Consider the following 14,415-nt stretch of genomic DNA (forward strand, 5'->3'; position numbering starts at 1 on the left):
GCCCCTACAAGGTCACTACCGCGCTTACACCACGCCCTGCGCCAGCATGGCATCGGCCACTTTGACGAAGCCGGCGATATTGGCGCCCTTGACGTAGTTCACCCGGCCATTCTCTTCGCCGTAGTGCACGCAGGCATGGTGGATGTTCTGCATGATGCCGTGCAGGCGCTGGTCCACCTCGCCGGCGGTCCAGTGCAGACGCATGGCGTTCTGGCTCATCTCCAGGCCGCTGGTGGCCACGCCGCCGGCGTTGGACGCCTTGCCCGGCGCGAAGAGGATGCCCGCCTCGATGAAGATATCCACAGCCGCCAGGGTGGACGGCATGTTGGCGCCCTCGGCGACGCAGACGCAGCCGTTGGCCAGCAGCGCGCGGGCGTCCTCGGCATCCAGCTCGTTCTGGGTCGCGCAGGGCAGCGCGATATCGCAGGCAAGCGCCCAGGGACGCTGGCCGGGGAGGAAGCGCAGGCCCGGGCCGGTGAGCTCGCTGATGCGGCCACGGCGGACGTTCTTCAGCTCCATCAGCTCTTCCCACTGCTCCTGGGTCAGGCCGGCTTCGGCGAAGAGGGTCCCCTCGGAGTCGGACAGGGAAATCACCTTGCCGCCCAGCTCCATGACCTTCTGCGCCGCGTACTGGGCAACGTTGCCGGAGCCGGAGATCGCCACGCGCTGGCCGTCGAAGCCGCGACCGATGCCCTTGAGCATCTCCTGGGCGAAGTAGACGCAGCCATAGCCGGTGGCTTCGGGGCGGATCAGGCTGCCGCCATAGGTCAGGCCCTTGCCGGTGAGCACCGAGGTGAACTCGTTGGACAGGCGCTTGTACTGGCCGAAGAGGAAACCGATCTCGCGGGCGCCAACGCCGATGTCACCGGCCGGGACGTCCAGGTCGGCGCCGATGTGACGGTACAGCTCGCTCATGAAGGACTGGCAGAAGCGCATGACTTCAGCGTCGCTCTTGCCCTTGGGATCGAAGTCCGCCCCCCCCTTGCCGCCGCCCATGGGCAGCGAGGTCAGGGAATTCTTGAACACCTGCTCGAAGGCGAGGAACTTCAACACGCCCAGGTTCACCGAGGGATGGAAGCGCAGGCCGCCCTTGTACGGGCCGATGGCGCTGCTCATCTGCACCCGGAAACCACGGTTGACGCGAACCCGACCCTGATCATCGACCCAGGGCACGCGGAACAGGACAGCACGTTCCGGCTCGACGATCCGCTCGATGATGCCGGCCTCCAGGTAATGCGGGTTGGCTTCCAGGAACGGCCACAGGCTGCGCAGGACCTCCTCGACGGCCTGATGGAACTCGGGCTGATCGGGGTCGCGCTGCTTCAGGCGCAGCAGGAAGGCGTCGACGGATTGCGTCATGATTTTCACCAGTTTTTTTCTTTTGTGAACAAATTGTGGCGCGTGACTCTATCAAGCCAGGACGCACCTCGGTAGGGCGCGATGACGCATTTTTGAAACTTTTTGGTGCAAACGATATAAATCAGCGCTCAACCCGACCGACACCCCAGTCCTTTCAAGCAACCCAGCCGATCGCCGCGTTTTCTTGCCGACAAGCGGACGCACCAACTGATCGCAGTCATGCACCAACAATGACCAGAAGCCCGATTCACCCTGAATCCGCGCTGCGATCGGGCGCGGTCACGCATGGCCAGGAAGGCCATCGAAGACATGATTGGATACAGTTTTCTGATCGGTTCCGCAGGGAATCGTCAGCGCCCCGCAGGCTCCCGCAGGACCTGGCCGGGATTGATGCCCAGCGCGCTGTGCCGGCCGCGCATCATCACGGTCCCGCTGTCCGGAAGGGAATGCCAGACGTCCTCCGGCACGCAGATGCCCATGCCGATGGCCGCCTCGTCCAGAACCAGTTCGACGCGATGCTGGCAACCCAGGCCGCCCTGCGCCTTGGCCAGCACCCGCGCGGTGAACGCCCGGTCCTCGCCCAGCCATTGGGTGTAGAGCGCGGCCACCGGCACCTGCAGGGCGCCCCAGACCACCAGGGCCAGGAGCGAACCCAGGGTCAGGTGCAACTGCCAGCGGGCAGCGTCGGTTTCCAGCCCGAACAGGGTACTGAAGCGCTCGCGCCGGGCCACCCAGGTGTAGAGCGCGCCGCCGAGCAACAGGGCGCAGAAGACGGAAGCGACCTTCCAGCCGGGCGACGGATAAAAAGAGAAGTACAGGCCGCAGACACCGAACAGCGCCAGGGACGAGAGCCAGAACAGGTAGTGGTTGAATCCCTTCATGGAACCTCCTGAAACGAAAACGGAGCCGCAGGGCTCCGTTTTCGCATAGCGCTTGCCCGAAGCTTACTGGGCCAGCTTCTTGTATCGCACCCGGTGCGGCTGGGAGGCCGCGTCGCCGAGGCGCTTCTTGCGGTCAGCCTCGAACTCGGTGTAGTTGCCTTCGAAGAAGGTCACCTTGCCGTCGTCCTCGTAGGACAGGATGTGGGTGGCGATACGGTCCAGGAACCAGCGATCGTGGGAGATCACGATGGCGGCGCCGGGGAAATCCAGCAGCGCCTCTTCCAGGGCGCGCAGGGTTTCCACGTCGAGGTCGTTGGACGGTTCGTCGAGCAACAGCACGTTGCCGCCCTGCTTCAGGGTCAGCGCCAGGTGCAGGCGACCACGCTCACCGCCGGAGAGGTCCTTGACGAACTTCTGCTGGTCGGCGCCCTTGAAGTTGAAGCGGCCGACGTAGCTACGCGACGGGACTTCGTAGTTACCGATCTTGATCTGCTCGAAACCGTCGGAAACCTGCTGCCAGACGGTCTTGCCGCCTTCCAGGCTGTCACGGCTCTGGTCGACACTGGCCAGTTGCACGGTTTCACCGAGCTCGATGCTGCCCGAGTCCGGTTGCTCCTTGCCCATGATCATGCGGAACAGGGTCGACTTGCCGGCACCGTTGCCACCGATCACGCCGACGATGGCGCCCTTGGGCACGCTGAAGGACAGGTCGTCGATCAGCACGCGATCGCCGTAGCCCTTGGTGACGTTGTTGAACTCGATGACCTTGTCGCCCAGGCGCGGGCCGGCCGGGATGTAGATCTCGTTGGTCTCGCTGCGCTTCTGGAATTCCTGCGATTGCATTTCCTCGAAGCGTTGCAGACGTGCCTTGGACTTGGACTGACGAGCCTTGGCGCCCTGGCGCACCCACTCCAGTTCGGCCTTCATGGCCTTGGCGTGGGAGGCTTCCTGCTTGGCTTCCTGGGCCAGGCGGTTGGCCTTGGATTCCAGCCAGCCGGAGTAGTTGCCTTCGAAGGGGATGCCGTAACCGCGGTCCAGTTCGAGGATCCAGCCGGCGACGTTGTCGAGGAAGTAACGGTCGTGGGTAATGGCCACCACTGTGCCGGGGAAGTCGTGGAGGAAGTGCTCCAGCCAGGCCACGGAGTCGGCGTCCAGGTGGTTGGTCGGCTCGTCCAGCAGCAGCATGTCGGGGGCCGACAACAGCAGGCGGCACAGGGCCACGCGGCGCTTCTCGCCACCGGAGAGGTGTTCGATCTTCGCGTCCCACGGCGGCAGGCGCAGGGCGTCGGCGGCGACTTCCAGCTGGCGCTCCAGGTTGTGGCCGTCGGCGGCCTGGAGGATGGCTTCCAGCTTGGCCTGCTCGGCGGCCAGGGCGTCGAAGTCGGCGTCCGGCTCGGCGTAGGCGGCATAGACTTCGTCAAGGCGGGCCTGGGCCTGCTTGATCTCGCCCACGGCCTCTTCGACGATGTCACGCACGTTCTTGGCCGGGTCGAGCTTGGGCTCCTGGGGCAGGTAGCCGACCTTGATGCCCGGCATCGGGCGGGCTTCACCGTCGATCTCGGTATCCACGCCGGCCATGATGCGCAGCAGGGTCGACTTGCCCGCGCCGTTCAGGCCGAGCACGCCGATCTTGGCGCCCGGGAAGAAGGACAGGGAAATGTCTTTGAGGATCTCACGCTTCGGGGGCACGACCTTGCCGACCCGGTGCATGGTGTAGACGTATTGAGCCAAAATGAGGACCTCACTCAAAACCGTAAATAGATGGCGCTAAGCCTATGATATTCATGGTAAAAAATGAAATTTACCATGATAAATGCTGATCGACAGCCGACAGCTTATTGGGTACTGGCTGGATGTGTAAACAAGGCACCGATTTCTATGTCAGGATGGTTCTGTGCATCGATGGCGAGCGGCTTCCCACTCTCGTTGACGCGGCCACAGGGCTGCCGGACTTCATCGCTACCCACTGGGTGGTCAACTCGTTAAGGGGCCAAAATCGCGCAAGTGCCACCATCGAACAGGCCTTGCGCAGTGTCGCTCTCCTTTATCTCGTTCTAAAGTCCCGAAACGTCGACCTTACCGCAAGCCTGCGCGCGGGTAGATTCCTTGAGCCAGCCGACATTGAAGCGATTGCAAAAGCAGCGAAGCAGACAACAACTTCCGTACGGAAATCATTCGTTGCCGTCACCCCTACTCTTCAAAACGGACCATCAAGCAAGATTGCCTCGTTAGAGCGCCTCCGTATGGGAATGCAAACCAACGACGAGAGTGACACCGTAGCGTCGTCAACCGCCTCTATTCGACTGCTGAATATTCGCGCGTTTCTACAGTGGCGAGCCAATCAAGAGATATATCGAGCAACAGGTGATCGACTAACCCGCCTTATTGCGCTTAGAGACTTGGTTGACAAGGAATTACGCAACAAAACCCCAAGCGAATCAGACAAGGCAACCCTGGGGGGTCGACAAGGAATTAGCAGAGAAACGCAAGTACACCTCCTAGAACTGGCAAATCCCGAAGGCGAACGAAATCCTTGGTCCGGCACGTATATACGCATCAGAAATCAGCTGATTATAAACATGATAATTGGACTTGGAATTCGCCGATCAGAATCGCTTGGCATGCGTGTGCCGGACATCAATCCTCGAACAGGTGAAGTCATGATTCTTCGTCGCCCTGATGATATCGATGACCCTCGCTCCAGTGAACCAAACACCAAAACAAGAGACAGAGTTCTACCGCTAACCCCCGAACTATACAAATTAATCAGCGAATATCTGAGGCTACGACACCAGATCGTGCGAGGCTCTCATGATTTCTTGCTGGTCGCAAACTCAGGCCGACCGCTTAGCAAATCGGAACTCAATCGCCTTTTCAGACCATTGGATACCCTTCTCGAAGGCCCAAAACTGACCCCACACGTTCTACGGCATACCTACTTTGAAAATTTAGCCGAAGACCTTCACAGTTCAGGCCACACCGAGACTCAAATCCTCTATTACTTAAGAAGACTCGGCGGATGGAGCGAAACATCGGACAGCCCTTTACGCTATACAAAGCGCTTCGTTCAAGAAATGGCCATGAAAGCAGGATTGGCCTCTCAGAAAAAACTACGCTTCCCGAAAAAGCATGAGCAATGAAGAAAAAAGACAACCCTGTCAAAAATTTCATGGACGCCCAGGCGGCGCTCCCGCTCCCCTTGTCCGCGAAGACAAGAAGTGGAACAACTTTTACCCTAGATGAACATTGCTGGCACTTTCGCGACGGAACGACACAAGTTGCTCTAAATTTCGAACGACTTCCAGAACTGCACCAACCAATTCTAATTGGGCTTAAAAAAACGCTACTTTGGTACCTAGAAAACAGAGCACCCAAGACTGCATGCGGCTACTTCAATGACTTTGTCTGGCTAATCAGAATCCTGACAGAAGACCACAACAGAAAAATAAAAGAAATATGCTTCGACGATATTCTTCTGATTAAAATTGCGACAGAAAAAAGCGAGAGCAGATTAGCACACATACGCGCGTTTCTCGTTAAATGGGGCGAATTAAACTCACCAGGAGTGGAACAAAATTTAGCAAAATTGCTGCGCAGAATCCCATTAAAGCAACACGAGGTGGGGGTCGCTGTTGCAACCCTTGACCCGTTAGAAGGTCCACTTACCGATCTTGAATTCGAAGCCATTCAAACTGCGCTTAACAAATCATACGCAGATGGCGAGATAAACTCTGAAACACTAATTCTTTGCTATCTAATGATGGCTCTCGGCGTGCGCCCTACACAATTGGCCTCTCTGAAATGTTGCGACCTAGTTATCCCGAAGACAGCAGATGGGGACTATGTCCTTTGGGTTCCACGGGCCAAACAACCTGACAGACTTGAGCGAGACGAATTTAAGCCACGAAAGCTGTCCACTCAATTGGGGCAGGCACTTGAGGCACATATCAAATCGATCCAAGCCGAGTTTGCAGATAGAATTACTTCCCCCGGGGAAATACCAGTATTTCCACAACGAAGGTTTCACCCCATATACTCGACAGGATTTGAGCACCACAGAACCGCATCCTCGCTTACTCATAAAATCATCAGGTTATTTAAAAGCTTAAAAGTAGCCTCAGAGAGATTAACGACCCCTATCCCTATGAGTCCGGTACGATTTCGGCGCACCTTTGCAACTCGTGCGGCAGAAGAAGGGTGGCCTCTTATGGTGCTCGCAGAACTCTTGGATCACGGTGACACAAGAAATGTAGAGGTGTACGCGGGTTTGACCTCACGCATACGAGCTAATTTTAGCCGCAAGATTGCCTTCGATATGGCTCCACTAGCCATGGCATTTTCTGGAACAATCATTCGCGATGAATCCGAAGCAACACGACCTAATTCTGTAAGCCGGATAGTAGATCTTAGAATAGATTCGAGTGGCGCAGGCATGGGGAACTGTGGGAGCCATGCGCATTGCGAGTTTTCTAGGCCATTTGCTTGTTACGCGGGTTGTTACTCGTTCGAACCTTGGCTGGACGGCCCACATGAAGCAGCGCTCGATTTCATGCTTGCTCGACGAGAATATCTCACTGCCAACACTGAAACTCGTATAGCTTCAATTAATGACAGAGCCATTCTGGGTTGCGCACAGATAATTCTCCGCTGCCGCCAGATTCTTGCGGACGAAAATGCATGAGCAATATCCTTCGATTCATCCCAAAGACAGCCCTAAGCGCCAAAGAAAACCTCAAAGACTTCATTGAACACACAAAAACAAATCAGATACCGCTCCTTAAATCGAACAAGTTCGAAAACAATCAATGGTGCGTTTCTGGACTGCTCGGAAGAAACAAGGGGTCCAAATACATATACTTCGCGAAGGTCGACTTCAAAGTTAGCAAACGCAGACCAAAAGACGGCACCCCCGGAAGCATACCCGTCAGAAAAGTTCTGCAAGAACCTTTTCTGAGCTTCTCCAAATCGCTAATCATATACATGCACGGTACAAAAAAGTCCGTTGCAATCAAGAGGCGCTTACTTGCACTTAGATACCTTGAAAGGGCCCTACTCGAAACAAATGCTAGCGCATGCCCTACATCTGTTTCACCTGAAATACTGAGCAAAGCATGCAACTTCGTTCTCAAAGATAGCAGCCAGCAGTCCGCTTACGATATATCCAAGCAGCTTTCCCTCGTCTACCAACACATGCTTGATCTTGGGCTAGTCACCGCCCCAAGCGAATGGCATCCACCAATATCAACTTCAGAGAGTTCTTACACACGCCTTGGAAAAGAATTTGATGAGGCCCGAGCCAAAAAGCTACCCTCACCCCATGCCTTGCTTGGGCTAGCGAAAATTTTCAACTCTGACAGCAACAACCCAACAGACATAATGGTTTCGTCCATTACCGCAATTATGCTCTGCGCCCCCGATCGTTCCACTGAAGCGCTGTACGCGCCCATGAATCTCATCACTGATGATTGGGTAGACCCGGACACCGGAGAAATAGGTATAGGGATGAGATGGTTTCCCGCAAAAGGGGGTAAACCAATGGTAAAAACAGTTATTCCTTCAATGCGAGACATTGCAAAGCGAGCGGTATCGAGGCTTCTCCATCTTAGTGGACCGGCGAGACAATTAGCGAACTGGTATGAGAATAATCCGAACAAGATCTATCTACCGCCAAATCTTGAGCACTTGCGAAAACAAGAGCTAATCAACTACCAGGAGGCACACTCAATACTATTCAGTCACATTGAAAAGCCACTCACTCGCATCCAGCTTAATCGAGTAGGGAACTGGATGAGGGTTAACAAAATCAGCAGATCAAGGATAAACCCAAAGCAAAAAGCAGTAGTTAAATTTGCCGATCTTGAAAGCGCAGTACTAAAAAAGCTACCTGTCGGCTTCCCAATCATGGACCCAACTACCGGCATGAAGTACAGTGAGGCCCTATGCATTGTGCGAGAACAAGAATTCTTAGAAAATACCGAGCCTTCCGCCTGTTCCTTCACAGAAATAAAATACTCAAGCCTACAAAAAGGGCTTAAGTCAACCGACACGAATAAATCCATTTTTGAGCGACACAACCTAACCGACGATGACGGCAAATTTTCCTTCTTGAGCACACATCAACTTCGCCACTATTTGAATACAATAGCGCGCCAGTCAGGGCTCTTATCCGAAGATGAAATTGCCGCGTGGTCAGGACGCAAAAGAATCCAGCAAAACGCGACTTACAATCATCAATCTGACCGAGATGTGATCTCAATAGTTCGAGCAGCAGTTGGCGACCCCACCAAGGGTGTCGGCCCCATTTCGAATATCGACAACAGAGTCTTCATTCGCCGAGAAGACTTTGCCGAACTCAAGATCATTACAGCCCATACTACGGAGAATGGCTACTGCATACATGACTTTGCTCAATCCCCCTGCCCTGCTGTAACAGACTGCATGAACTGCAGCGATCAAGTTTGCATAAAAGGTGACTTACGCGCAGAAAAAAACCTCAGACAATATAAAACTGAGCTTGATCGACTAAGTGGAGATGCTCGAAAGGCATTTGAGGAAGAAGTTCTAGGAGCAGCCGAATGGTTTCAGCACCATCAAAAAACTCTAGATCGTGTAAATCAGCTTATCGCAATCCTCGATGACCCCAATACTCCTGAGGGCGCGGTAATTCAACTCAATGGAGTTACCTCGCCTTGTCGCATAAGAATGGCTGAGCAAGAAAGAAAACTCTCTGCAAAACGAGTTGGCTCAACCATTACTTCACTCGCAGATGTAAGCTCCCATCTCAATTCCACAAGTAGAGGCATGGTGAATCGAGATGACCGCTAAGCCTAGAAATCGTGCAAGAAATCTCGATGATCGATCCATTGAGCGAATTGTAGAAATCATGGATGGATGGAATTCCCCAAAACTAACATGGGAGTTGCTAATTGAGCAAATCTCGCTAAGGCTGCGCGTCCGCTACACCCGCCAAGCATTACATAATCACAGCCGAATCAAAGCCGCATTTTCAGAGCGAAAGAAAACACTCTCAAGAACAAACTTCAACGACCCCAAACCTCAGACACCGGACCAACTATATATTTCCCGCCTTGAAGAAGAGATTGAGCGCCTCAAGAGAGAGAACAACAATCTCTTGGAGCAATTCAATCGCTGGATATACAACGGCGCACTTAATCAGCTAAGCGACCAAATGCTAGACCTAATGAATAGACCACTCCCTCCAGTTTACCGGCAGCGGTCGACTTTGCCACCCAAAGCTGTAAAGCTTAAAAAATAGAGGAGTAACCGCTTTAGCTGCTCAGCGCTAATTCAATCATGCAGCACTCCTTAGTAGATTGCATCATTCGCCATGAAGAATGTGAAAGGCATGCTTGCCAGCAAGGCGATCGGCGCCATTCACGGACTTCAGCTCTGGGTAGCGTGTTGCGGATACTGGCGGACACAGCATCAACCAAGTCTGTACCCAACAGGATCCCAGCGAGGATACCGGCTGCGAGGAAGATCACAATTTGGTTTAGAGCAGTAGGCGCCTTATCCGCCTAGCATCTACTGGTAATCCGACGTATCACTTCATAGATACCTACATAAACTGGTAAGCACCATGCGCGCAGTTAGGAAAGAGTGTGGAGACACTAGCTTCTCGAGGATCGAGGCACTGCGATGGAAATCAGCGAACGGCTCCACAAGCCCAAGATAGCGTCGGCAATTCCTAACGAAACGAAATTTGGCCATTCAGAGGGGACAGCAACTCATCCTCATCGTCTAAGGAGCGGTTTGCCAAATCCGGCAGGACTAGTACGCCTAGGGTATAGCTGTAGTCTTTGCCCTCGATGACAAATGCGTGCTCCTCAAGATCCACGTCTGGGTGTTCGCGAGCGAGCCAATGGCTCGCCTGAATCGTTCCAGTCTGACCATTCGGCGATCGTATCGCATTGTTCAAAAGGGATTTTGCTGGGACTTCAATGGTCTGCTTGGTCGTGGCAAAGAATGCGCCTGAACGGAAAGCCCTTTCGTTCGAGCAGGACCAGTCTAGGAATCCGTCTTTAGCGGCGACAACTATTACTCGCCCTGGCGCAATCTCGCGCCATTTTAGAGCCGCGGCCGTCAGGGATACGCCATAACGATCAGCGCAGTGTCGCAGCAGGTCGATGGATAGTTTTTGCCCATCAATCTGCTTGCGGTAGTCGTCAAATGGCATAAGCAGATAGGATGCGAAGGTATCGGCCTCGGCTTCAATGGCACGTACTTGAGAGTCCCAAGTATGCATATCCTCATGGGTGCAATTGAAATTATCTTGCCGCTGGCGGTGAAGCAGGTAGTGGCCGAACTCATGGGCGATCGTAAAGCGGATCCGCCCCAGGGAGTCCATGTTCTCATTCAACCCGATGATCCATTTGTCACCCTTTGGGCTCTTGGCCAGCATGCCCTCAAACGAGTCCAAAGGTACAGGCTTGATATCCTTGATGGGTTCGTTCGGGTACATCTGAGCTGATAGCTCGATTACTGCAGATCGAACGTCCACCGGGAAACGATCCTCCCCCAAGACGGCATACAAAACTTTAGAAATTCGTATCGCTTCTGCCTTAGGGCTCAAGGGCATGCTCAGTCCTCCCACCAAGAGTCCACGATTTTTCGGATCTTTTTCTTTTCATCCTCATCCAGTGCTTGGTACTTCCTAAAGAAAGCTTTATCCACATCCGTCTGTGGCGCTGATGCATTCGTGTCCAGAAGAGACTCTGGGGTTAGATCCAGAGCTAAAGCTATCTTGGTGACCTTGTCTAAAGAGGGGTTCGGTTTATCCCGATTTTCGAGTTCCCAAAGGTAGCTCTTACTCGACTCCGTCAGTTCTGCAAGCCTCTCTAGCGACATACCGAGCTCGCGTCTCCTGGCACTGATTTTTTGTCCGAGGGGGGATGCCACGGGTACCTCCTTCAATCCTGACCAGTCAGTGTACCACTATAACGAACAAATTAATCCCTATTGACAGGCACGCAGCAAGGAGAGCACAGTGATTTCGAGCGTTCGGTACACCGAACGAAATCAAACCATTATGGAGAACAAACCCATGAACACAGATCTCCCTCTGGATGCTGCGCCTCAGCCCGTCATGAACGCTGTTTCCCCTTCCGTGAAAATAAATGGGGTGTCCCTTCAGCTGAACGATTGGAGCCCTACCGGGCGCCAACTGTTGGCGGCAGCCAACCTTCAACCGACTACAGAATATTCCCTTTTGCTTTGGCCGGAGCATGGCCCGACCCTAGAGCTTGGCCTGGATGAAGTGATTGCCTTACCACGCCACGGCGCTCTCGCTGAGTTCCTGGCCACTCAAGCGGATGCAGTTTTCTACTTCGCGCTGAATGACGAACGCTATGCCTGGGCGGGTGACCTCACCGAAGCGCAAGTTCGCCAGATTGCCCGTATTCCCTCGCACTTCGAGCTGTGGCTGGAACGTCACCACGAACCGGACCTGTTGCTGGAACCGGGCGAAGCAGTTGATCTCAAGGCCACGGGGGTTGAGCGCCTGTACACGCGGCACCGCGTCTGGAAGCTGGATGTCCATGGTGTTCACATCGAATCGAATGAGCCGACCATCAATGTGAGAGCTGCTCTGATCCTGGCAGGAATCGATCCTGATCAGGGCTGGATCATCCGGCTGAAGGTAAAAGGCGAACCCAAACGCGCAGTAGAGCTGTCCGACAACATTGATCTTACGGCCCCGGGCATTGAACGTTTGAAGCTGATTCCCAAAACCATTAATAACGGCGAGAGCGCTCGCCCTATACGTCGGCAGTTCGCGTTGCTTCCAAAGGATGAGGCCTACCTGAGCAGCAGCGGCCTACTCTGGGAAACCGTAGACGACGGAAGACGCTGGCTATTGGTCTCCGACTACCCGGTCCCTTCGGGGTACCACCAAACGCACTGCAATCTCGCAATCGAAATCCCCCAGAACTACCCGACAGCCGAACTCGACATGTTCTATTGCGACCCGCCCCTCACTCGCGTGAGTGGCGCTCAGATAGCCCAAACCGAACACCACCAACTGATCGACGGACGCAATTTCCAGCGTTGGTCTCGCCATCGGAACCCAGGTGAATGGTCGCCTCAACGTGACTCGGTATTGTCCCATATGGGTTTGGTAGAAGAGTCCATTGCGAAGGAGATTGAGCAATGAGAACCGGCCCAACGCTTGTATTACCTGGCGCACTTCACGCGCGCCTCCAAGCGCACCTGCTTCCGAATGATGGGCTAGAGGCCGCCGCAATACTGCTCTGCACTAGGGTGAAATTCGCGGCAGGACAACTCAAGCTGTTGTGCAAAGATGTGGTGCTTGTGCCCCACGACAAGTGCAGCCGTGTCGAAGACTACATCGAGTGGCCCGGGGAGTATCTGGCAGAGGCGCTGGATCAAGCGGAGACGGATGACTTATCCCTGATTCTCATACATTCGCATCCGGGTGGCTTTTACGAGTTCTCGCATGCCGACACTAAATCGGACCAGTGCGTCATACCCGAGCTTTTTGCGAACCGCGAACCGGTACACCAGTGCGGGACCGTCCACGGAAGCGCAATTATGGTTCCAGGTGGCGCCATCAAGGCTCGTGTGTATGACGAGCGACATCAAGTACTACCGATCGAATTGGTCGCGGTCTACGGCGACGTGATCTCGCTTTTCTGGCACGACGTCGACCAGCCATCTTACCGGCCGCTAGCTTTCTCGGCGGACATGCGTCAGGAGCTTAGTAAATTGACGGCGGCTGTGGTCGGTTACTCGGGAACAGGAAGCCTAACGGCCGAGCAGCTAGCTCGTATTGGATTTGGTGGCCTAGTAGTAGTCGACTTTGATCAGGTCGAAGATCGAAACCTGAATCGAATTATCAACTCCACTGTCGCTGACGCCGAAGCGGGTGCTCTCAAGGTAGACGTATTCAGGCGCGCCGCGACGGCATTTCGTCCTGATCTAGAGGTGTGCTGTATTCCTGGATCAATTGCTACGAGGGACGCAGTTCTAGCTGTTGCGCAAGCAGATATATTGTTCTGCTGTGTGGACAGCGAGGAGGGTCGATCCATTTGTGATGCGATAGCCTGCGCCTTGCTGCTGCCGCTGTTTGACGTGGGTGTCGTCATCCCGGTCCGGACAACTGAGTTTGGTCAGTCCGTCATCTTGGACATCAACGGCCGGATCGACTACGTGCAGCCAGGAGGTTCAACCCTGTTCGAACGCAAGGTGTATACCTCTGCCTCCCTCACGGCTGAAGAACTGGCCAAACGAGATCCTGCCGCCCATGCCGAGCAAGTGAAGGCCGGTTATATGCCCGGCTCCATCGAACAGGCGCCGTCCGTCATCACCGTAAACATGCAGGCAGCGAGCATGTGTGTCCAAGAGTTCATCGCCCGCCTCTATCCGTATCGGCTGGATGGGAACCAGGGATATGCGCGCACCAAGTTCGGTCTAGCCGACAGTGAATTCGAGTACGCCTCCGAAGCCGACTTCGATCATGAGGCCACGCCTCTGCTGGCGACTGGACTCAAGGAGCCGCTGCTTGGGCTGCCTTCTCTGGGAGTGCCGAAGTGAAAGCCCTGATTGCCCGTTGGTACGCTCTCCGGCGCTTCTTTGAGGATTGGCTAGCCCCCAGGCTCCGAGCGGTCAGAATCGAAGGAGACGCATTGCCAAAACGGTTCCCACGACACCAGCTTATCCACCTCGTCGACGATGGAGAGAGCTGGTCTGCAGGCTTCCACTGCCCTTGCGGCTGTGGGGACATTCTAGAGGTCGCCCTGTTAAAAGGAGCATCGCCAAGATGGGAGTTGAGTGTTGATCGAAAGGGCCGACCGACATTGCACCCTTCCGTGTGGCGCGCTACGGGGTGCGGTTCTCACTTCTGGGTTCGGGACGGCAGAATCCACTGGTGCAAGGGATAGTGTCCACGTGAGCCTGAATGCAAAAAGGCCCGATACTACCGGGCCTTGAAATCCGTCACTTGAACAGTCGTGTACGTTGAAGGATTCGTGCGAGGAGGGTTGCTTCGACGGAGGATCTTTTCTGTGTCGGAAACGCAATCACCTTGTTGGGCCCCAAGGGTAGAACAGCCAAGGATTCGATAACGCTCGGCAGGGGTGCTCGAGGCTGCTCTCTAAGCTCAGCGGAGTCAAAGCAAAACGCCAGCTGCCTATCACTC

At 54.7% G+C, this 14,415-nt stretch carries 12 protein-coding genes; 7 read left to right on the forward strand and 5 right to left on the reverse strand.

The window, feature by feature from the left end:
• Positions 1-24: 24 nt before the first annotated feature.
• The 3 genes from gdhA to ettA form a co-directional block, all read right to left on the reverse strand.
• A complete protein-coding gene (gdhA, locus tag ACFW0H_RS18350; protein ID WP_422915295.1) occupies positions 25-1,359 on the reverse strand; it encodes an NADP-specific glutamate dehydrogenase in 1,335 nt (444 codons plus the stop codon).
• A gap of 350 nt (positions 1,360-1,709) precedes the next feature.
• The gene (locus tag ACFW0H_RS18355) at positions 1,710-2,240 is read right to left on the reverse strand and encodes a hypothetical protein (RefSeq protein ID WP_422915296.1); all 531 of its coding nucleotides are present in this window, start codon (positions 2,238-2,240) and stop codon (positions 1,710-1,712) included.
• A 63-nt stretch (positions 2,241-2,303) separates the two neighbouring features.
• A complete protein-coding gene (gene ettA, locus ACFW0H_RS18360) occupies positions 2,304-3,971 on the reverse strand; it encodes an energy-dependent translational throttle protein EttA (RefSeq protein ID WP_422915297.1) in 1,668 nt (555 codons plus the stop codon).
• A 122-nt stretch (positions 3,972-4,093) separates the two neighbouring features.
• Here ettA and ACFW0H_RS18365 point away from each other — a divergent pair, with 122 nt between their 5' ends.
• Genes ACFW0H_RS18365 through ACFW0H_RS18380 form a run of 4 tightly spaced genes read left to right on the forward strand, consistent with a single transcriptional unit; the run spans position 4,094 to position 9,516 of the window.
• The gene (locus tag ACFW0H_RS18365) at positions 4,094-5,380 is read left to right on the forward strand and encodes a tyrosine-type recombinase/integrase (protein WP_422915298.1); all 1,287 of its coding nucleotides are present in this window, start codon (positions 4,094-4,096) and stop codon (positions 5,378-5,380) included.
• A complete protein-coding gene (locus ACFW0H_RS18370; protein ID WP_422915299.1) occupies positions 5,377-6,921 on the forward strand; it encodes a site-specific integrase in 1,545 nt (514 codons plus the stop codon). Before ACFW0H_RS18365 ends, ACFW0H_RS18370 begins: the two co-directional genes overlap by 4 nt.
• Positions 6,918-9,065 carry a hypothetical protein gene (locus ACFW0H_RS18375; RefSeq protein ID WP_422915300.1) on the forward strand — a complete coding sequence of 716 codons (2,148 nt, stop codon included), beginning with the start codon at positions 6,918-6,920 and terminating at the stop codon, positions 9,063-9,065. Before ACFW0H_RS18370 ends, ACFW0H_RS18375 begins: the two co-directional genes overlap by 4 nt.
• Complete coding sequence (locus tag ACFW0H_RS18380; protein ID WP_422915301.1) at positions 9,055-9,516, forward strand: hypothetical protein; 462 nt, start codon at positions 9,055-9,057, stop codon at positions 9,514-9,516. The genes ACFW0H_RS18375 and ACFW0H_RS18380 overlap by 11 nt, the downstream gene beginning before the upstream one ends.
• A 432-nt stretch (positions 9,517-9,948) precedes the next feature.
• On the opposite strand, the gene ACFW0H_RS18385 is transcribed toward ACFW0H_RS18380, so the two are convergent.
• Positions 9,949-10,833, reverse strand: coding sequence for an ImmA/IrrE family metallo-endopeptidase (locus ACFW0H_RS18385; protein WP_422915302.1), 885 nt, complete (start codon positions 10,831-10,833; stop codon positions 9,949-9,951).
• Between the two features lie 8 nt (positions 10,834-10,841).
• Complete coding sequence (locus tag ACFW0H_RS18390; protein ID WP_422915303.1) at positions 10,842-11,159, reverse strand: helix-turn-helix domain-containing protein; 318 nt, start codon at positions 11,157-11,159, stop codon at positions 10,842-10,844.
• A 145-nt stretch (positions 11,160-11,304) separates the two neighbouring features.
• Between ACFW0H_RS18390 and ACFW0H_RS18395 the strand changes: the two genes are divergently transcribed.
• From ACFW0H_RS18395 to ACFW0H_RS18405, 3 genes are read left to right on the forward strand one after another with little or no spacing between them, the layout of a single operon-like run.
• Positions 11,305-12,411 (forward strand): multiubiquitin domain-containing protein, encoded by a 1,107-nt coding sequence (locus tag ACFW0H_RS18395; protein WP_422915304.1) that lies wholly within the window; start codon positions 11,305-11,307, stop codon positions 12,409-12,411.
• Positions 12,408-13,811 carry a ThiF family adenylyltransferase gene (locus tag ACFW0H_RS18400; protein WP_422915305.1) on the forward strand — a complete coding sequence of 468 codons (1,404 nt, stop codon included), beginning with the start codon at positions 12,408-12,410 and terminating at the stop codon, positions 13,809-13,811. Before ACFW0H_RS18395 ends, ACFW0H_RS18400 begins: the two co-directional genes overlap by 4 nt.
• On the forward strand, positions 13,808-14,158 hold the full coding sequence (locus ACFW0H_RS18405) for a DUF6527 family protein (protein ID WP_422915306.1): 351 nt from the start codon (positions 13,808-13,810) through the stop codon (positions 14,156-14,158). The genes ACFW0H_RS18400 and ACFW0H_RS18405 overlap by 4 nt, the downstream gene beginning before the upstream one ends.
• The last annotated feature ends 257 nt before the right edge of the window (positions 14,159-14,415 follow it).

The sequence above is a fragment of the Metapseudomonas cellulosilytica genome (genome assembly GCF_049334135.1).
Taxonomy (GTDB): Bacteria; Pseudomonadota; Gammaproteobacteria; order Pseudomonadales; family Pseudomonadaceae; genus Metapseudomonas.

Coding starts and splice junctions, on each gene's coding strand:
- gdhA (WP_422915295.1), bottom strand. CDS start 1,359: ATGACGCAATCCGTCGACGCCTTCCTGCTGCGCCTGAAGCAGCGCGAC.
- ACFW0H_RS18355 (WP_422915296.1), bottom strand. CDS start 2,240: ATGAAGGGATTCAACCACTACCTGTTCTGGCTCTCGTCCCTGGCGCTG.
- ACFW0H_RS18365 (WP_422915298.1), top strand. CDS start 4,094: ATGTGTAAACAAGGCACCGATTTCTATGTCAGGATGGTTCTGTGCATC.
- ACFW0H_RS18370 (WP_422915299.1), top strand. CDS start 5,377: ATGAAGAAAAAAGACAACCCTGTCAAAAATTTCATGGACGCCCAGGCG.
- ACFW0H_RS18375 (WP_422915300.1), top strand. CDS start 6,918: ATGAGCAATATCCTTCGATTCATCCCAAAGACAGCCCTAAGCGCCAAA.
- ACFW0H_RS18380 (WP_422915301.1), top strand. CDS start 9,055: ATGACCGCTAAGCCTAGAAATCGTGCAAGAAATCTCGATGATCGATCC.
- ACFW0H_RS18395 (WP_422915304.1), top strand. CDS start 11,305: ATGAACACAGATCTCCCTCTGGATGCTGCGCCTCAGCCCGTCATGAAC.
- ACFW0H_RS18400 (WP_422915305.1), top strand. CDS start 12,408: ATGAGAACCGGCCCAACGCTTGTATTACCTGGCGCACTTCACGCGCGC.